We start from the raw sequence: 19,851 nt of genomic DNA on the forward strand, positions 1-19,851 counted from the left end.
CTCGCCTCCGTGTCTCCGTGTCTCCGTGGTGAATTCTCCTCTGGGAGCTCTTCCTCTCATTCTCTAGGAGCCGTTGTGACCGCCAAGTTCGTCCCCATCGGTGAGCCCGCCCACGACGCAGAGCGCCAGGCCATTCGCTTCCTCGTGGAGGGCCTCCCCGACACGTACACGGTCTACGGCAACCCCTGGCTGGTCGAGCGGAGCGGGGTCATCTACGAGCTCGACGCGGTCGTCGTCGCGCCGCAGGCCGTGTTCGTGGTCGAGATCAAGTCGTACCGCGGCATCATCCAGGGCACCGACAGCGACTGGTGGACTCCCGAGAAGCGGCCTAGCCCGCTTCGGCTCAACCGCAAGACCGCGCAGGTCTTGAAGTCGCACCTCCGCGACACGACCTACCAGGCCGGCCAGGTGTGGACCGAGGGCTTCGTCTTTCTCTCGGCCACCACCGACTCGAGGGTCCGCGGCCTCGCAAGCAACGACCGGGTGCACACGCGCCTCACGCTGCTCGCCGCGCTTCAGAGCCCCGAGCTCATCGAGCGCCTCAGCGGGGGCCGCGCGCGCACGCCGTCGTCGGCCGCCGAGCGCGAGCTGCTCGAGCTCTTCACGGGCGCGCAGCAGCGCGGGCCGAAGCCCGTGCGTCGCGTGCGCGAGTACGAGATCGTCGAGACCCTGGACGCGAGCGACACGTTCACCGAGCTGCTCGGGAAGAACGCGCTCTCGGGCGCCGAGCGCGTGCTGCGCATCTACAGCCTCCCGCCCCTCGCCACGGACGCCCAGCGCGAGCGCGTCACCGAGCGCGCCCGCTGGGAGGCGCAGGTGCTCGGGCGGCTCGGGCGCAGCGAGGGCATCCTCACGGCCGATCCGCCGTTCTCGGACGAGGCCGGCATCGTGCTGCCCCTCGAGCACTTCAAGGGCATCACGCTCACCACGTGGATCGAGCGGTACGGCGCCGAGGCGCGCGGCAAGCAGAAGGTCGACCTGCCCGGGCGCGTCGACCTTTGGCTCAAGATCGCCCAGACCCTCGACGAGGCGCACCGCCAAGGGGTGGTGCACCGGCTCCTGCGCCCCGAGGTCGTGCTCGTCGAAGACAGGCCGGATCCCGAGCAGATCCGCGTCACGGGGTTCGATCTCGCCAAGCAGCTCGCGTCCGACGTGACCATCGCCCACACGGCCGTGGGGGACGATCGCCTCGTGTTCGCCGCGCCCGAGGTCGTCACCACGTTCAGCGCCGCCGAGCCCGCTTCGGACCAGTTCAGCCTCGGCGCGCTCCTTGGACTCGTGCTCACCGGCAAGCCGCTCTTCGACAGCACGCGGCGCCTCATGGGGACCGGGCGGCTCGTGCGTCGCCTCCGCGACACCGCGCCGCGCATCCGGCTCACGCTGGACGAGGCCGTCGCGCGGATGCTCGAGCTCCGCCCGACCGATCGGTTCCCCACGCTCGCCGAGGCCATCGCGGCTGTCCGCGCGGGTCGCGATCCCGAGGCGCGCACGCTCCCGGGCGTTCCGCTCCATAGCGTGCCGCTCGATCCCGACAACCTCCAAGAGAAGACCCGCGTCGGCACCGACTACGAGATCCTGGGCCGGCTCGGGCAGGGCGGCATGGCCGTGGTCTACGCCGCGCGGCACATCGTGAGCGGGCGCACGCGGGCCCTCAAAATCGCGCGCGCCGAGGGCGTCGCCGAGGAGGCGCTGCGCGGCGAATACCAGGTGCTCAGCGCGCTCGACGACCGGGCGATCGTCAAGGTGCTTGACCTCACCAAGATGGTCGAGGGCCGGCTCACGCTGGTGATGGAGCGCGTGGGCGGCGAGAACCTCCGCCAGTGGCTCGTGAAGCGCTCCGCGGAGGCCGCGACCTCGGGCCAGCGCGTGGAGCCCAACGTGCAGCGGCGCCTCGCCGAGGACCTGCTCTCCGGGCTGGACTACCTCGAGCAGCGGGGCGTGACGCACAAGGATCTGAAGCCGGACAACCTGCTCGTGGACGACGGTCGGCTGATCCTCATCGACTTCAGCCTCGCCGCGATGTCCGAAGACGCCCCCTACGGCGGCACCGCGCTCTACCGCGATCCGAGCAGCCCGCGGTGGACCCACGCGACCGACCGGTTCGCCGCGGCGCTCTGCCTCTTCGAGCTCTACGCGGGGCGCCACGCGTTCGACGGGCGCGTCCCCGAGCCCGGCCAAGAGCCCCAGGTGCGCGAGGACGACATCGATCCGCCTGGGCTCGCCGCGTTCTTCAAGAAGGCCCTCCACCCCGTGGCCGAGCAGCGCTACCCCTCGGCGCGGGCCATGCGCGACGCGCTCCTCGTGGCCCTCGGGGAGGATCTCTCGCCCGCGCCCCTCGACCCGCACGCCCCGCGCGTGGTCGAAGACCACGAGGTCGACGCCACCACGCCGCTCCGGCTCACGCGCCTGCCGCGCCGCGCGGTGCAGACGCTCGCCCGAAACCAGGTGCACACCGTGGGCGAGCTGCTCGCGCTCCCCGAGTCCCAGGTGCGCGCGATCCACGCGATCGGCCACAAGACGGCCTCCGACATCCTCGCCTTCCAGCGGCTCTTGCGCGCACGTGGTCTCGAGCCGCTGCCCTCGGGCGCCCACGTGCTGCGGATCGAGCCGTCCCTCGTGCCGGACCTCGCCGACTCGCCCGAGCCCGTCGACAGGCTGCCGCTCGGCCCCGCGCTCCGAGCCGCGCTCACGCAAGCCGACCTGCCCACGGTGGGGGCCGTGGCCTCGCTCACGCACGCCGAGCTCCACGCGGTGGACGGCATCGGGCGGACACGGCTCGCGCAGGTGGTCGAGGCGCTCCATGCCTTTCGTGACCTTCGCGATCGAGCGGGCGCGTCCGCGGGCGCGGAGGCGCACACCCTGGACCGCCTCTGGGAGCTCGCCTCGGCGCCGCTCAGCCCCGCCCAGCGCGTCGCGGTCGAGCGGTGCGTGGGCCTCACCAACCCACGAGGCCACACGACCGAGACCCAGGCCGAGATCGCCGCCAACCTCGGCAAGACGCAGCCGCAGGTGAGCCACGAGCTCACGCAGGGGATCGAGCGGCTGGACCTTGGCGTGCTCGCGCGCGTGTCGAGCGTGCTCGAGGATTTGCTCGACGGCTTCGGGGGCCTCGTGCGGCTCGGCGAGCTCGGGGAGCGCCTCGAGGGCGAGTGGCCCGCGGGCGTGGTGACCGGCGCCGGGCTCGCGCGCCTCCTCGTGCGCGTGTCCTCGGGGCGCGCACACCTCTTCGAGGTGGACGGCGTGGCCGAGCCGGTGGTCGCGCGGCCCCTCTTCGACCGCGACACCCTCCGGGCCTTCACCGGCGAGGTGCTGCGCATCGCCGGCCAGTGGCCCCCCACGGAGCCGGACGCCGCGCGGCGATCCCTCCTGGGTATTCTCCCCCATTTCGACGGTGATCCGCTCTCGCTCGGAGTGCGCCTCTGCGAGGACGTGGACCTCGCCGAGACCGGGCACCTCTTCGTGGGCCCGCTCGACCCTCACCAGAGCCTCGCGTTCGTGCTCGATCAGGCGCGCGATCCGCTCGATCTCGAGGAGCTCGAGCTCCGGGTGCGGCGCACCTTCGGGCCGCGCACGCCCTATCCCGAGCCCGATCACCTGCTCGCGCTGCTCCGCGAGCTCGACTGCCGCGTGATAGGCCACCAGGTGATCCCCGGCCACGCGCGCTCGATCGTGGCCAGTCCGCCGCTCGCGCCCGACGCGCCGCTCTCGCCTGCCGCGACCCCCACGGGCAACGGCGTGGCGCGACGCCTCGAGGAAGAGATCCGCGACCGCCTGCGCGACGCCGCGAGCTCGCGCGGGTTTCGTATGCTCGTGGTGCCGCCTGAGCGTTTGGCCGACATCGGGCGCTCGGTGGCGGCGGCGCTGCCGGGCGCGACGTACGTCTCGTTCGAGGACGCCTTCTTCGAGGAGCACGGCGCCGACCTGCCCGCGCTCGAGCGCGCCGAGCGCTTCGTCGGGCAGCGGGAGGCCCTCACCGAGGCGGCGGAGACCACCCTCTTTCGGCTGCTGGAAGAGCACGGGGCGCCGGGCCGCGTGATCGTGCTCGGGGAGACGGCGCTGCTCGGGCTCTGCGAGGCGCTCGACCTGCCTCGGAGGCTCTACGACGAGGCCCTCTCGGGGAGCCACGGCTTCTGGGTGCTCGTGGTCCCCGGGGTGATCCACAACCGCCAGCCGCGGTTCAACGAGGGGGCGGCCATGTGGCACCTCGAGGGGGCCACCCTGGGGCTGGCCACGGGGCTCGCGGCGCCATCATGAGGGAGAATTCACCACGGAGACACGGAGACACGGAGGCGAGAGGGAGGATTTTTTTTCGAGAGAGACCTGCGCGCGGCAAGCGCCACGCGCGCGCCCACCTGTTCTCCCCGTGCCCTGCCCCCTGGTGAATTCTCCTCTGAGGAGCCCGCATGTTGATCGGGGAGGAGCTGACGGGGGTGGTGATCGGGGCGGCGATTGAGGTGCACAAGGCGCTGGGGCCAGGGCTCCTGGAGTCGGCGTATGAGGAATGTCTCTGTTGTGAGCTTGGGTTGCGCGGCGTGGCGCTCGCACGCCAGGTCGAGCTGCCCATCTCGTACAAGGGGGCTTCCCTGACGTGCGGGTATCGAATGGACCTGGTCGTCGCCGACACACTTGTTGTGGAGCTCAAGGCTGTAGAACGGGTGCTCCCGCTCCACGAAGCCCAGCTCCTAACCTACCTCCGCCTCAGCCAAAAGCGCGTCGGGCTGCTCATCAACTTCAACGTCCCCACCCTCAAGCAGGGAATTCATCGAAAAGTCCTCTAACCCGCCTTCTCGAACAAAAACGCTCTCCCTCCCTCTCGCCTCCGTGCCTCCGTGTCTCCGTGGTGAATTCTCCTTCTTCAATACCCCTATGAAACCAGCCGATCGCACCCGCCTCACCTCCGCCCTCCGCGACCACGTGGCCAAGCTGGCCGCCGATCTGCGCACCAAGATGCGCGCGGCCGGTACACGCGTGAGCGCGCGCGCGCCGAGCGCCTCCACGCCGACGAGCAGGTGGCCGAGGACTTCGAGGTGTGGACCGATCTCCTGTCACGCCGCGCCGCGGTGCTGTGGGTGCTGAAATCGGTGTACGTGCGCGTCCTGGAAGACCGCGGCTTGCTGGCGCCCGGGCGCCTCTTGGACCCCGAGTCGCAGCAGCTCTTCGAGCGCCTCGCGCCGAACCTCGGGGAGACCGCGTTCCTGCGCTGGATCTACCGCGATCTCGCGAGCAAAGAGGGCGGCCTGCCCGAGCTCTTCAGCCCTCAAGCCGCCGAGGTGGCGTTGCCTTCGGACGAGCTGTCGCGGGGGCTGATTGCCTTTTGGCGCCACCGCGACGCCGACAGCGGGGCCACCTGGAGCTTTGCCCACGAGACCTTCGAGGGGGAGCTCATGGGGGACCTCTACCAAGAGCTGGACCCTGTGGTGAAGGACCGGTTCGCGCTGTGCCAGACACCCGACTTCGTGCGCGGGTTTATTTTGGACAGGACCCTCACGCCCGCCATCGAGACCTTCGGGGCTGGGGTGGTGCGGGTGCTCGATCCGGCCTGTGGATCGGGGCACTTCTTGATTGATGCCTTGAAGCGGCTTGTTAGTGAAGAGAGGAGAATTCACCACGGAGGCACGGAGGCACGGAGGGAAGAAGAGAGTTTTTTTGTTCGAGAGAGCGCGTCTCCCTCTCAACCCCCAAATCTCCCTCTCGCCTCCGTGCCTCCGTGCCTCCGTGGTGAATCTCCCTCTCGTCTCGTGCAGGGCTGCCTCGACCGCATCGTAGGCATCGACCTGAACGACTACGCGTGTGGCCTGGCCCGCGCGCGCCTCATCATGACCGCCGCCGACCTCGCCGGGGTGACCACCCTCGCCGAGGCCGCGCAGTTCCACCCGCACGTGTATTGGGCCGACGGGCTCGAGCAGATCGAACGCGACGAGGTGAAACCTTCGGTGCAGTTCGGGCTCTTCGAGGGCGTCCCCGCCGAAGAGAAGCCGCGCGCCGCCCTCACGCGGTCGGACGTGCGCGCCGAGCTGAAGAAGGTGTTCGCGAAGCGGTTCCACGCGGTCGTGGCGAACCCGCCGTACATCGTCGAAAGCGACGAGGCGAGGAAGGACTACCACCGCGAGAAGCTCGGCAAGGCCCAGCGGTACGTGTCGGCCTATCGACAGTATTCGCTGGGCTCGCCCTTCACCGAGCGGTGCTTCCAGCTCGCCGAGAAAGACGGCTACGTCGGGCTCATCACGAGCAACAACTTCATGAAGCGCGAGTTCGGGAAGCCGCTCATCGAGAAGATCCTCGCCGGCGTCGACCTCACGCTGGTGGTGGACACGTCACAAGCGTACATCCCCTTCCACGGCACCCCCACGGTGCTCCTCTTCGGCCGAAACCGCAGGCCCACGAGCGACACCGTGCGCGCGGTCATGGGGAAACGCGGGGAGAGCGGCACCCCGGAAGACCCGGCGAAGGGGCGGGTGTGGGCCAGTATCGTCGACGGGTGGGACACGGTGGGGTTCGAGACCGAGTACGCGAGCGTGGCGGATCTGCCCAGGGAGACGCTGGGGAAACACCCTTGGAGCCTGGGCGGGGGTGGGGCGGCGGAGCTGAAGGAACGCATCTCCACCCACGCCCGTGAACGGCTGTCCGACGTGTCGACCGAAATTGGACGGACGACGCATACAGGACTCGATGAGGTGTTTCTCCTGCCCTCGGCGTACGCACGCCGCATATGCGGCGACCGACACTGGGCCGCCCCTGGGCACGGGTGACGTCGTTCGAGACTGGAGCATCGACACGGTCGAAGGCTGTCTCCTTCCTTACGACACGAGCCTCGAGCCGCGTGAGCCCGAACACGACGCCGAGCGCGCCCACTTTGAACGATACCGAACTCCGCTAAAGGCTCGCCTCGACTACGGAGAGACAATAGAGCAACGGGGCAAGAAGTGGTTCGAGCACTCCATGTTCTTCGCGAACCGCTTCCGAACCCCCCTCTCCATCGCCTTCGCCTTCGTGGCGACCCACAACCACTTCGTGCTCGACCGGGGCGGCAAGGTGTTCAAGCAAAGCGCGCCGGTCATCAAGCTTCCGGCCGGGGCCACCGAGGAAGACCACCTCGCCCTCCTGGGCCTCCTGAACTCGTCCACCGCGTGCTTCTGGATGAAACAGGTGTTTCACTGCAAGGGTAGTCAGGGCGTCAACGAGGGGATGAAGAGCTCGCTGTGGGAGCAGTTCTTCCAGCACGACTCCACGAAGATGAAGCTCTTTCCCGTCGTGAAGGAGGCCGCGCGGGTCGTGCCCTATACCGCGCAGCTCGACGCCTTGGCGCGCGCCCGCTCGGAGGGTGGGGTGAGCGCCGTCTTGCGAAACCGCGAGTCGTGGGAGTCTGCCCCTCAGCTCCGCGCCGGGCTCGACGCACGTCGCACGCGCGATGACGCCGACTTCCAGCACATGGTCGCGCTCCAAGAAGAGCTCGACTGGCTCTGCTATTCGCTCTACGGCCTCGACGAGGCGAGCGACGTCGTACCACCCGATCAAGTCGAGCCGCTCTCTCCGACGTGGCTCCCGTGGTGTCTCGACTTTGCCGCACGGGACGCCGCCAATCGCGCCACGATCGCGCGAGGCGAGGAGTCCAGCGAGTCGCCCTCGGTGTGGTTCGAGCGGCACCGGTGGGAGCCCGCCACTGAAGCCCCCAAGACGCTCTCCGCCAGCACTCGCGCCCGCATCGAGGCTCGGCGCGCGCGGACGCGCGCCAACCCCGCGCTCACGCTCATCGAGGCGGCCAACTTCAAGCGTCGCTGGTACAAACCCGACTACGAGACCGAGGAGCGCGAGGCCCTCGAGCTCTGGCTGGCCGACCAAGTGGAGACCGTGGTGAAGGACCGCGGGCGGCCGGTCACCCTCGAGCAGGCCTCCGCGGCGCTGCAAGACGACGCGCGGGTGCTCGCGGTGTGCGAGGTGCTCACGGGGCGACGGGACTTCAGCCTCACGCAGCTCGTGGCCGAGGCGCTCCAGGGCGACATGGTGCCCAATCACAGGTTCCACGTCTACAAGCCCGCGGGCCTCGTGAAGCGTGAGGCGTGGGAGCGCACGTGGGACGACCAGCGCCGCGAGGACGCGGGCGAGAAGGTGACTCCCGAGGTGCCGCCGGCGTACGGGAGTGGGGACTTCGTGCGCACCGAATATTGGCAACTACGCGGCAAGCTCGACGTGCCCAAGGAGCGCTTCGTGGCCTTCACGGAGGTGCCGGGCCGCTCGGGGGCCGAGACGCTCTATGGGTGGGCGGGGTGGACGCCGCTTCAGCGGGTGAAGGCGATGCTCGCGATGGACGAGGAGCTCGAGGACGCGGGGGTCTCGCTGGCGGACCGCGCGGGTCTCTTGGACAGCGCGTGGCGCCTCTTGCCCGACGTGGCGCGGCAGGACGCGGCGGCGGCCACGAGGCTCCGCGCGGAGCTCTCGGCGTTGGTGGGCCCCGGGGGCCCGAGCCGCGAGGTGCTGGAGGCGTGGAGGTCGAAGTTCCCGGCTCCGGGGCGCGGCAAGGGGGCGAAGCCGAAGAAGGCCGCGAAGCCCGAGGGGGACGATGAGTGAGAATTCACCACGGAGGCACGGAGACACGGAGCCGAGAGGGAGCGAGGCTTTGTTCGAGAGGGGTCGCGCGTCACGCGCGTCTCGAACCCGAAATCTCCTTCTCGCCTCCGTGCCTCCGTGCCTCCGTGGTGAATCTTTCCGAGGAGGGCGACGATGTGCTCACCAACCGCAGATCTCGGTGCAGCCGAGCTGGTACTCTCTGAGGAGCGCGATGAAATTTACCAAGGGCGACCTTCTGCGGGCGGACACCGAAGCGATCGTCAACGCGGTCAACTGTGTGGGCGCCATGGGGCGGGGTATCGCTGCGCAGTTCAAGCAAGCGTACCCCGAGAACTTCAAGGCCTACGAGACGGCCTGCAAGCGGAAGGAGGTCGTGCCAGGCAAGATGTTCATCTTCGAGACCGGGCAGCTCACGAACCCGCGCTTCATCGTGAACTTCCCGACGAAGCGGCACTGGCGCGGCGACAGCCGAATCGAAGACATCGAGGCGGGGCTCGTCGCCCTCGTCGCGGAGGTGAAGGGGCGTGGCATCCGGTCCATCGCGATCCCCCCGCTCGGGTGCGGTCTCGGCGGTCTCGCCTGGACGGACGTGCGTCCCCTGATCGAGCAAGCATTGGCGGCGTTGCCCGACCTCCGCGCGCTCGTGTTCGAGCCCAACGACGCCGGGCCCTCCGACAAGCCGGCCAAATCGCTGGCAGGAGGAGAGGCATGACCACCACCCAGCCTTCGAGCTCCCCGGCGCCTAGGGCGACCTCCCAGGGCTCGGTGAACCACCGGACCTACGTGCGGGCGTCGAGCACGTTCATGTGCGATCGCCTGCCGTGGCTTCCCACCCCACATCGACCGCCGCGAGCACGTCGTCCTCGTGGAGCAAGGTCCTCATGCTGATATCCTTCGAATTCGAGCAGTACCGCTCCTTCCTCTCGCCAGCTCGCGTCCCGCTGGGGCGCAAGCTCACGCTGCTCTACGGCTACAACAACGTCGGCAAGAGCGCTCTGTTGCGTGGGCTCGTGCTGATGGCGGCATCGTGCAATCTCCGCTCGGCGACGGAGGGTGAACCGCTGGCGCTCGTGCACGCGGCCGCTCGCGGCGCTCGCTTCCAAGACTTGGTCTCGCGCACGGCGGCCGCGAAACGGATGCGCGTCGGGCTCGCCTGGGCGGACGCCGACGTTCAATTCACCCTCCTCGACGTGTTCAAGGCAAGCGACGCCGTAGGCACGCCGATCGTCGAGAAGATCGTAAGCGAAGCGTTCGGCCTCGACGCCGAATGGCAGCCGAACGAGGCGCTCGCTCCGACCTACGACGGCCAGAAGGGCCCCGAAGACATTCGATTCACCGGGCTTCTCCCGGAGGGAGCGTCGTATGCGGGCCTGCGCGCGCGGCTCGAGGCTTTCGGGACCTCGGTCCGATGGCTTCCGACCCGTGGAGCGCCGAAGCCGCGATACGTGGCGGATGGCACGCAGTATGCGCCGGAGAGCCCGATTCCCCATCTGGAGCGCCTCGGACAGGACCACGAAGTGTACAAGGACGTCCAGAGCGCCCTCGACCGCATCGCGGGTGTCGAGCTGATGACGGCTCGCGATGCGCAAGGTGCCTACGCGGAAGTCGCGCCCAGGGGACTTCCCGGGCGAAGCGTGCCGCTCTCGTCGGTTGGCGAGGGGATTGTTCAGGTCCTGCCCGTGGTCACGCTCGCTGCCATGGCGCGTCGCGGTCAGCTAGGCAAGGCGCCGGTCGTGGCGATCGAGCAGCCCGAGTTGCACCTTCATCCCGCCGCGGAGCTCGCCCTCGTCGACGTTCTCCTCGAGGCTTGCGAAGGAGATGCGCGATTCGTCCTGGAGACCCACTCGGAGACATTGCTCTTGGGGCTCCAGCTCGCCGTCGCCCAGAGGAAGCTCGCTCCGGTGGACGTGAGTGTGTGCTTGGTGGAGAGCGACGCGGGGCTCTCGACGGTGCGAGAAATTCCCCTGCGCCCGGATGGCTCGCGCCAGGGCTGGCCGCCTGGGGTCTTCTCGGAGCACCTCGAGCAGGCCCGGAAGATCCTGGAGGCTCGGGAGGGCCTCGAAAGATGAGGATCGTGGTCGACGGGTCTGTCTTCGAGTCCGAGCCCGCCTGGTGTCTTCCCCTGTTGTGGTTCGCGCGCGTCCACCGGCACCGCGTCTTGATCGGATCGAGCGCACAGCCGGCCTTTCGCAAGTGGAGGGAGGCGCTCGCGCCTGAATCCCACGCTGCCGCAGTGGACCACGCCGTCGAATGGTCCATGTTGGAGGAGGCGAGCAATCGCGCGTACTTCGGCGTGACCGTCAGCACGGAGCCTACGGGCGGCCGAGCCATCTCACCGATCGCGGCGTGGAACCTTCTGCAGCGTCCCTATCGCTTACTTCTCGAGGACGGAGTCAACGACCGAGAGTTCTTGCTGCGAATGTGTCCCAAGCCGGAGCGCGACTTCCTGCGGGAGCGTATGGCGAAGGAGTGGCTGGAGCCCGACCACGGGGGCGGCATCTCGAGCATGCCGCGGCGGGTGGAAGAGCTCTTCCTCCGGGGCGAACCGCTGCTCGCGTCGTGCCTCTTCGACAGCGACGCGGGGGCCCCCGCGTCGCCCAGCAAGGCGTCAAGGAAGCTCGAGGAAGTCTGTAGGGATGCAGGGATGCACCGTCACCAGCTTGCTCGCCGTGCGATCGAAAACTACCTCCCTCGCTCGGTGCTCGAGGGGTGGGCCGGCATGGGGCAGAACCGCACGATCCGAAGGCAGCGGAGGGCCAGCGTCCAGGCGCTCTACACATTGAGCGTCACCCAGCGGCATCACGAGAACTTGAAGGAGGCGCTGGGTGACGCGAAGGTTGGCCACCTTTTCGGTGACGACACGGCCATGAACGACGCCGACCTCCAGCGTGAGGGAGGGCCTGCCGAGCTGCTGCCTTTCGTTCGCGAGCTCGTGGAGCGGGTACGGTGACGGTGAAAGAACGCCATGGACAACGAAGCTAGCTTCCTCAAGGACCCCACCGTCGTCTTCATGACGTCGCTGCTCGCCGACGTGCGGCGCGGAGCGATTCAGCTGCCGCGGTTCCAGCGCCGCAGCGTGTGGTCGGTTGAGCAGAGACTGAACCTGCTCGACAGCGTGTATCGAGGCATTCCCATTGGAGCGATCATGCTCTGGCGAACGAGCGCTCGTGTCGCCTCCCGCGAGAGGATCGGGCCCCACGTCGTGCAAAGCGGGTCGGAGGCAGGACCGCACCAATACATCCTCGACGGGGGCCAGCGCATCGCGACCCTCCTCGGCGCGCTGTACGCTGAGCCCCCGGCGTCGCCCGGCGTTGTCGAGGGACCGGTCGATCCCGACGACACTTTCGAGTTCTACTATGACCTCAAGGAACAGTGCTTCGTCACGCGCGGACCGGAAGAGCTGGCGCCCGATCATTGGCTGCCGCTTCCGGAGGCCCTGCAGACGGTCACGCTGCTCCGATTTCAGCGGAAGCTGCAGGGTCCGGACGCCGACGAGTGGGTGATGCGCGCCGACACCGTCGCGACGCGGTTCCGTGCCTACAAGGTCCCGATCATCTTGCTGGGCTCGGATGACATCGAGCTGGCCACGACCACCTTCAAACGGGTGAACAGCACGGGCACCCCGATGAGCGACATGGACATGGTCGCCGCGCTCACGTGGAGCCCGACGTTCGACCTGGAGTTGCTGCTCGCAGAGCAGCGGGAACTGGTCCTGGTCGAGGCGGGCTGGGAGTCGCTGGAGGACGAGACATGGCTCCGCTGTATCAAGGCTACGCTCGGGCTCGACCTCTACGCTCGCGCGGACGAGGTACGGATCGCGCTCCAGAAGGACGCAGCCGCCGTTCATAGGAGCGCGGAGAGCCTCGGAAGCGTCTCCGCATTTCTGCGCGAGACGTGCCACGTGGAGCGACCTGCGCTCGTACCTTACGCCCACCAGATCCCGCTGCTCGTGCAGCTGTTCTCCGTGCACCCGAAGCCGACCCCGGAGATGCAGACGAAGATCGCGGCTTGGTTTTGGCTAACGACCTACGCGGGACTCTTCGCCGGCATCAGCGGTTACGGGCTGTCTCGGGCGCAGTCCGACCTCGAGCGGCTCGCGCGAGAGGGAATCCTTCTCTGGCCCGGGCGTCGTCCGTTCAAGCGGGAGCCGCTCCCGAGGCGGTTCGACTTCCGGCACGCGCGAGCGCGCGCGCTGTCGGTCCAGCTCGCGAGCCGCCACAAGGAGGGCCCGCTCGACCTGGCGAGGTTCGGGGCGGACGCGATGGTACAGCTCGTCACGAGGGGGCCCGACAAAGAGAGCCCGGGACACCGGTTCTGCTTCCCCGGGGGCGGCCGAGGGGCGCCCATCGAGCTCGCTGAGATGCTCCCATCATCGTCGGAGCGCCTCCACCATTTGGTCTCCGACGCCGCTTGGCAGGCCTATCAAGACAAGGACATGGAGACCTTCGTGCGCCTCCGCACCGCAGACTTGAACGCGATGGAGGAGGAGCTCGTCAGCCATTCGGCTATCGAGCTCGACGCCGCGCGATGACTCCCGCGAGCCCCCCCGTGCCCGTGAGCGCGGTCCGCACGGTCGCCCTTGCCTCTGGCTGCAGCGGCGCCCGCGGAGCCGAGACCGTCCCAGACCGAGCCAACAGACCCACGCATGGTGTCCAGCACGATCACGCGCGGTCGCCTGGCGCTTCCCACGCCATGTCGACCGGCGCAAGGAGGTCCTCCTCGCGGAGCAAGCTGCCGCGGAGCGAGGAGCTCGCCTCTCGCGGGAGCGGGACCACACGGGCCACTGGACGACCGCGCTTGGTGATCACGAAGGAGCGACGGCTCGCCTTCGCCTTCATGGTCATGAAGGTATCGCTCGTGACCACATCGTGCAACCCGGCCACGACCGGCATCGAGAGCTCACCACGGAGGCACGGAGACACGGAGCCGAGAGGGAGCGAGTCTTCGCGAACGCCCGCGCGTCTCGCACTCTCGAACCCAAAATCTCCCTCTCCCCTCCGTGCCTCCGTGTCTCCGTGGTGAACTCTCTTCTTTCAAGGTAACGAGCCCATGACGACCATCACTGAAGCCTTCGATCTCCCCCGCGCCGAGGACATCCGCGCCATGGGCTTCGTCGTGAAGCTCCGCGAGTCCGATCCCGACGGCGACGAGGTGAAGAAGCTCGTCTCGGACTACGTGGTCACCCCGGCGGTCGCGCGGGAGCTGCCCGGCATCCTCGACGCCATGAAGCAGGTGTTCGACCGCGGCGAGGAGTACGGCCGCTTCATCCACGGCAGCTTCGGCAGCGGCAAGTCGCACTTCATGACCATGCTGTCGCTCCTGCTCGAGGGCGCGCAGCCCGCGTGGGCGAAGCTCGGCCCGCTCTTCGGCGAGCACCGCGAGGCCCAGACGAAGAGGGGGCACGACGCCGCCGACCACAAGGCCTGGCTCGAAAAGGCCGGGCTCCTCGTCGTGCGCATTCATATGCTCTCGATCCGCGGCAAGACCACCGGCTTCGACCGCGCGGTCTACGACGGCTTCAACGCCGCGCTGAAGCGCCGCGGCAAGGCGCCCTTCGAGTTCCTCGACGTGGACGGCCTCTTCGAGGAGGTGCGGAGGGAGGCGAAGGAGTACGGCGACGTCGTCTGGAAGCGCCTCGAGGCGGAGGGCATCGTCGGCGGCGCGAGTGACTTCGAGGGCATCGCCAAGGGGTCGGTGCAGGCCCGCGAGCGCTTCGCGCGCGCGTGGCTCACCTACAAGGGGCGCGACCTCTCGAGCGCGGGCGTCGACCCACGGTGGAGCGAGGGGCTCCGCCGCATGGCCGAGCACGCCAAGGCGCAGGGCTTCGGCGGCCTCGTCCTCATGGTCGACGAGTTCCTGCTCTGGCTCGCCGAGAAGTCGGGCCAGGAGTTCGTGCGCGAGATCCACGATCTGAGCCTCATCGTCGACCACGACGGCGGGCAGCGCCCCCTGCCCATCTTCGTGTTCGTCGCGCGCCAGCGGAACCTTCAGGAGTTTTACCCGGACCTCGTCGACGAGACGAAGATCCACGAGCACATCGACCACCAGCTGAAGCGCTTCGAGACCACGAAGCTGCAGGACGTGGAGCTGCGCCACATCGTGCGCGGGCGCGTGCTCCGCGCGAAGGACCCCGCCGCCGTGCGGCTCGCGATCGCCTCGCTGGCCGAGCGGCACCAGAAGGTGCTCCCGGCGCTGCTCGCGGGGGGCGATCTCGACTACCTCCACGACGTCTACCCGTTCCACCCCGCGCTCATCGAGATGCTCGTGGACGTGACGTCGCTCATGCAGCGCGAGCGCTCCGCGCTGCGCCTGCTCTACGAGCTGCTCGTACTCCACTATCCGAGCTTGCCGCTCGGCGAGTTTCTCCCCGTGGGCTCGGCCTTCGCGGCCATCTTCCCCGAGTCCGGGGTCGAGGCGAGCAAGAAGATCGAGCAGATGCAGGACATCCACCACCAGCACTACGCGCGCCTCGCGCCCACCATGGTGCGCATGGCCGAGGAGCCAGGCTCGGAGCTTGGCCCCGAGCGCCTCCGCGCGCTCGACCAGATCGTCAAGACCGTGCTGCTCGCCGAGGTGTCTCCGCGCCTCAAGCAGGGCGGCCTCACCATCGAGCGGCTCGTGCAGCTCAACTCGGCCGACGTAGACGGCGAGACCTTCCGCGGGCAGGTGCGCGTAGCCGAGACGGATTTGCTCGCGCTGGCACAACGCGTCCCCGATCTCCAGATCGCGGGCAGCGGGAAGATCGCGACCGTGCGCTACGTGCTCGGCCGCGTGAGCCTCGGGGAGGTGCTCACCCGCGCCCGGTCGAAGTGCGACAACACCTCCGAGCGGTTCAAGGTCTTCATGGCCGCGCTGAAGCGCGCGCTCGGCATCGCCGCCGCCAAGGGCTTCGAAGAGGGCGGCCCGAACCAGGGCGACTGGGACCTGACCTGGCGCCGCACGAGGCGGCGCGGACAGCTCAAAATTGGCAACGTGCGCGAGATGTCGCAGGACGACTTCGAGCCGCCCGACGGCGCCTTCAAGGTGCTCGTGGACTACCCCTGGGACGTGGACGGCCACACGGTCGACGAGGACCGCATGCGCGCCACGAACGCGCGCAGGAAGAAGGGCACGCTCCACACCGTGTGCTGGCTCCCGCGGCACATGACGCCCTCCGAGCTGAACGTGCTCACCGAGCTCGCGGCGGTGCGCTACCTGCTCTCCGAGGTCGGCCAAGAAGAGCTCACGGGCACGCTTGGGCCGCAGGACCGCCAGAAGCTCCTCGAGCAGGCGGGCATCCGCGAGCGATCCCTTGTTTCGCAGCTCGACGAGCTCCTGGTGGAGGTCTACATCCGCCACGGCGAGCTCTACGCGCTCATCTCGGACGTGGACTCGAGCCGCCCTCGCGAGACCCTCGCCGAGAACCTCGAGCACATCACGACGGTGCTCATGGACCGCCGGTACCCCCAGCACCCGACCTTCTTGGCCGAGCCCAAGAAGCAAGACCTCGAGACGCTGCTCGAGTGGATGGTGCAGGCCGGCGAGACGAACGTCTCGGTCGGGTTCGACGAGGCCACGCTGAAGGCGCTGAAGAACCTCGGGCAGCCGCTCGACCTCGTGAACCTCGGGCAGACCAAGGCCTCGCTGCGCCTCGACTCCCGGTACTTGAAGGACGTGCTCCAGAAGGCCGATCACGACTCGTTCGCCTGGACACCCGTGGCCGAGCACCTCCGCGAGACCTACGGGCTCCAGCCGCTCGTCGTGGACCTCTTCCTGTGCTTCCTCTGCAAGCGCGACCACCGCGCGCTCCAGGAGCTCGACGGCGAGCCGATCGACGCGCGGATAGGCATGCCCGCCTCGGCGCGAGTTCGACTCCAGAGAGGCAAGCTCGTCAGCGCCGCGGACTGGGGACGTCTGCGCGATCTCGGCCACCAGCTCTTCGATCTCCCGAGGCCGCCCGCGCATCGCTCGCTCCAGGGACAAGACGCGTTCGCCAGCGCCCTGAGAGAGCAGGGGATCGTGAAGCGGACAACCCTCCAGGGGGTCCACCAGCGCCTCGTCGATTTGGGCGTCGGCGCGGGAGTGGCCAAGAGCGATAGGCTCGAAGAGGTGGCGAAAGCCAACGGTCGCCTCGCCGCCATTGTTCAGTCCACGACCGACAGCCACAAAGCGCTGAGCGAGCTGCTCGCGGCCTGGCCCGACGACGCGGCCGACCCGCTGCGCGCTCTGGTGAAGCAGATCGAGACGATCCGCGAGGCCGCGGGCGCGCTCGCCGACAGCGCGCGAGGGAACCTGCGCGCGGGCGCGAGCCACCCGACGGTGGGCGTCGAGGTGAAGGCCCACCTCGACGCGCTCGAGGGTCGGTTCGCGGCGACCCAGAACGAACAGCCGCTCACGCGAGAGTGGGTGCTCGACTGGAACAAGAAGGCGCAAGGGCTCATTCAGCGCCTCATCGAGCAGCAGCAGCAGGCCTCCGGGGTCCCACTCCCAGTGCCCGCGCCGCCCGTGGGCATCGCGCAGCCCATCGGAGCGCCCCCGCCGCCGCGCCCGGCGCTCCTCGAGCAGCGCCTCGACGCGAGCGACGCCGGCGCGGTGGATAGCCTCCTCGCCGAGGTGCGCAAGGCGCTCCGCGCGGCGCGAGGCTCAGGTACAAATGCACGCATTCGCGTCGTCGTCACGTACGACGAGAGTGGCGAGGGCGGCGCGTGAGCTCCGCGCAGCACCTGCTCCGCCGCATCCTCGAGCAAGCGGGAGGCGCCGCCGAGTCCGGCTACGTGCTGGTCATCGACGGCGAGGGCCTCGAGGACCTCCCGACCCAGATGGCGACCCCCACGGGCGCGTACGGCGTCCACCGCGTGGGCACCGAGCTCGGCCTCCGGCACCTCTTGTGGAAGGCCCGCGGCGCGCCGCTCATCGCGGTGCTCCCCGAGGAGCTCGCGCAGCGCATCCAGCGCGCTCCCGATCTGCTCCGTCGCGCGCGAAACCAGCGTGTTCACGCGCTCTCGGTGAACGACGTGCTCGAGGTGCTCCTCGGCGTACGCGTGGTCGGGGCCGACGCGCCCCACATGCAGGCGCTCGCGCTCGAGCACGTGGGCACGCTCGCGACCGCGATGAGCCACCGCACGCTGCCGACGGTGGTCGATCGACGACTCTTGACCGAGCTGCTCGTCGACGCGAGCGTCGGCGCGCAGGTGCGCACGCAGACCCCAGCGCAGCTCCTCGCGGCGTGGGTGACCGATCCGCCGCGCTGGTCTCCGAACGTGAGCCGGCTCGTGCGCGACGCGCTCCCGGCGCTCCACGGGGACGAGGGGCGCCTCCTCGCGTGGGCGCTCGCCGAGCCCGAGCCGCGCCTCCGCGAGCTCGTGGTCCACGGCGCGGTGCTCACCGTGGACGCCCCGGAGCTGCCCAAGCCCCCGTGGGGGCCGCTGTGGAAGGCCGCGGCCGAGCCGCCGCTCGAGATGGACCGCCGCATCCTCCGTCGCGCGGCCGCGCGGCTCGCCGAGGAGACCCTCGTGGCGCTCGGCGACGCGTCCACCTCGCTGCTCACGGTGGCCGATCGCGTCGGGCGCGAGCACCTGACCCCCGCGCAGCTCCAGACGAGCCGCGTGTTACCGCTGGCCTTCAAGGATCGCTGTCACGCCCTCGCGCAGCAGGCCGCGGGGGGCGAGCCCGTCGGCGCCGGCGAGATCGCGTGGCTCTCGGAGCACCGCGCGGCGCGCATGCACAGGGCCGAGCTCGCCGTCATGGACTCCCTGGCCCGCGTCTCGCGCTACCTCGCCGCTTCAGGCGAGCCCTCGGCCGAGCCTCCCCTCGATCTCGCCGCGCAGGTGATTGGCTATCAGCGGAGCGGGGCCTTCGCGGACCTCGCGATGACCCAGCTCCGCCGCGCGCTCGCGAGCAGCGCGAGCTACCACGCCGAGGCCGGCAAGGTGCTCGCGGCGGCGCGCGCGCGCCGCGACGAGGGCAACCGCGCGTTCGCTGCGGCCCTGGCGAGCGGCTACGAGTCGGCGCTCCATCAGGGGGGGATCCCGCTCCACCGCGTGTGGAAGCGCGTCGTCGCGCCCGTGTGGCAAGAAGCTCCCGCGGCGAGGGTGTTCCTCGTCGTGCTCGACGGGTGCAGCTATCCGGTCTTTCTCGAGCTCCTCTCCGCGCTGGCGGCGGACAGCGCGTTCCCCCTCGGCCTGCGGTCGAACGCCGACGGCCGGCTGTGCGGTCTGCCCGCGCTCGCGCCACTCCCTACGGTCACGAGCCACGCCCGAGGGGCGATCTTCCTCGGAGAGCTGCCGAACGATCCGCTCGTCGCCGAGACCGTATTTCGCGATCAAGACGAGGCGAAGACCGACAAGGCGCGACTCAACCAGAACGCGAACCTCGGCTCCCGCACCCGGCGCCTCTTCCTGAAGGGCGATCTCGGCGACGGAGGCCAGGCGCTGCTCGCGGCGCTCGACGATGCCGCGCTCGACGTCGTGGCCGTGGTCTTCAACGCGGTGGACGATCAGATCGGCTCGTCGAACACCGGCGCGACGGTGCGGCTCGCGCCCGAGGACATCACGGCCTTCAAGCCGAGCCTGCGCGCCGCCCTCCAGGCGGGTCGCCGCGTGCTCCTCACCGCCGATCATGGGCATAGCCTCTATTTCGATCGCGCGCTCCGCGTGGGCGCCGGCAAGACTCCCCGCTATCTCTCGCTGGGCAAGGACGATCCCGTGCCCGACGGCTTCCAAGAGATTCAAGTGGGCGGCCTCGGCGGCCCTCCCGAGCGGCGCGCGTTCGCGTGGCGGAGCGGCGCGTACCTCGGCCAGCCGCAGGTCGGGTTTCACGGGGGGTGCAGCCTCGAGGAGGTCGTGGTCCCGCTCGCGTGGATCGCGCGTGACGGGCTCGCGGCCGAGGAGCCCCCGTGGTGGTACGGGCGCGGAGCCCTCGCCGAGCCCGCGACCACGACGTCTTCGCGCCCCGTGGCGCCGCCGCTCGTGACGCCCCTCCCCTCGGACTCGCTCACGCAGCCTGGGCAGCCAGTGAAGCCGCAGCTCTCGCTCTTCAACCCGGCCGACAAGGCCGACGCGCTGCCCCTCTCGCCTGCGCTCCTCGCGAGGCTCTCGAACGACGAGAAGGCCGTGCTCGTGCTGCTCAAAGAGAACGGATCGGCGCGAGCCACCGAGCTCGCGGAGCGACTCGGCAAGAACCCCGGGCGACTCAACGGCCTGATGCGCACTCTGCACCGGACGCTTCACGACGAGGGCGTCACCCTGTTCGCCGCCGAGACCCTGCCGAGCGGCGAGACCCTGTATCGCTACCAAGGGAAGGACTAGC

At 69.4% G+C, this 19,851-nt stretch carries 11 protein-coding genes; 10 read left to right on the plus strand and 1 reads right to left on the minus strand.

The features are described from left to right. The first annotated feature begins 75 nt into the window (after positions 1-75). The 8 genes from IPQ09_22595 to IPQ09_22630 all read left to right on the plus strand — a co-directional run bounded on the left by IPQ09_22595 (position 76) and on the right by IPQ09_22630 (position 13,096). The gene (locus tag IPQ09_22595; protein MBL0196963.1) at positions 76-4,254 is read left to right on the plus strand and encodes a protein kinase; all 4,179 of its coding nucleotides are present in this window, start codon (positions 76-78) and stop codon (positions 4,252-4,254) included. 149 nt (positions 4,255-4,403) lie between these two features. Beyond that, the gene (locus tag IPQ09_22600; protein ID MBL0196964.1) at positions 4,404-4,778 is read left to right on the plus strand and encodes a GxxExxY protein; all 375 of its coding nucleotides are present in this window, start codon (positions 4,404-4,406) and stop codon (positions 4,776-4,778) included. A gap of 231 nt (positions 4,779-5,009) precedes the next feature. Next, positions 5,010-6,749 carry an Eco57I restriction-modification methylase domain-containing protein gene (locus IPQ09_22605; protein MBL0196965.1) on the plus strand — a complete coding sequence of 580 codons (1,740 nt, stop codon included), beginning with the start codon at positions 5,010-5,012 and terminating at the stop codon, positions 6,747-6,749. Continuing rightward, positions 6,670-8,565, plus strand: coding sequence for a BREX-2 system adenine-specific DNA-methyltransferase PglX (gene pglX / locus IPQ09_22610; protein MBL0196966.1), 1,896 nt, complete (start codon positions 6,670-6,672; stop codon positions 8,563-8,565). The genes IPQ09_22605 and pglX overlap by 80 nt, the downstream gene beginning before the upstream one ends. A gap of 211 nt (positions 8,566-8,776) precedes the next feature. Next, positions 8,777-9,277, plus strand: a complete 501-nt coding sequence (locus IPQ09_22615; protein ID MBL0196967.1) for a macro domain-containing protein — start codon at positions 8,777-8,779, stop codon at positions 9,275-9,277. A gap of 169 nt (positions 9,278-9,446) precedes the next feature. Further along, on the plus strand, positions 9,447-10,634 hold the full coding sequence (locus tag IPQ09_22620; protein ID MBL0196968.1) for an AAA family ATPase: 1,188 nt from the start codon (positions 9,447-9,449) through the stop codon (positions 10,632-10,634). Between the two features lie 350 nt (positions 10,635-10,984). Then, positions 10,985-11,515, plus strand: a complete 531-nt coding sequence (locus IPQ09_22625) for a hypothetical protein (protein MBL0196969.1) — start codon at positions 10,985-10,987, stop codon at positions 11,513-11,515. Positions 11,516-11,530: 15 nt separating this feature from the next. After that, on the plus strand, positions 11,531-13,096 hold the full coding sequence (locus IPQ09_22630; protein ID MBL0196970.1) for a DUF262 domain-containing protein: 1,566 nt from the start codon (positions 11,531-11,533) through the stop codon (positions 13,094-13,096). 130 nt (positions 13,097-13,226) lie between these two features. Here IPQ09_22630 and IPQ09_22635 read toward each other — a convergent pair whose 3' ends face one another. Beyond that, on the minus strand, positions 13,227-13,487 hold the full coding sequence (locus tag IPQ09_22635; protein MBL0196971.1) for a hypothetical protein: 261 nt from the start codon (positions 13,485-13,487) through the stop codon (positions 13,227-13,229). A 127-nt stretch (positions 13,488-13,614) separates the two neighbouring features. Between IPQ09_22635 and IPQ09_22640 the strand changes: the two genes are divergently transcribed. Together IPQ09_22640 and pglZ are read left to right on the plus strand one after the other, a co-directional pair. Next, positions 13,615-17,253, plus strand: coding sequence for a hypothetical protein (locus IPQ09_22640; GenBank protein MBL0196972.1), 3,639 nt, complete (start codon positions 13,615-13,617; stop codon positions 17,251-17,253). Continuing rightward, a complete protein-coding gene (pglZ, locus tag IPQ09_22645) occupies positions 17,250-19,850 on the plus strand; it encodes a BREX-2 system phosphatase PglZ (protein ID MBL0196973.1) in 2,601 nt (866 codons plus the stop codon). The genes IPQ09_22640 and pglZ overlap by 4 nt, the downstream gene beginning before the upstream one ends. The last annotated feature ends 1 nt before the right edge of the window (position 19,851 follow it).

The organism is Myxococcales bacterium, assembly GCA_016720545.1.
Lineage (GTDB): Bacteria > Myxococcota_A > Polyangia > Polyangiales > Polyangiaceae > JAAFHV01.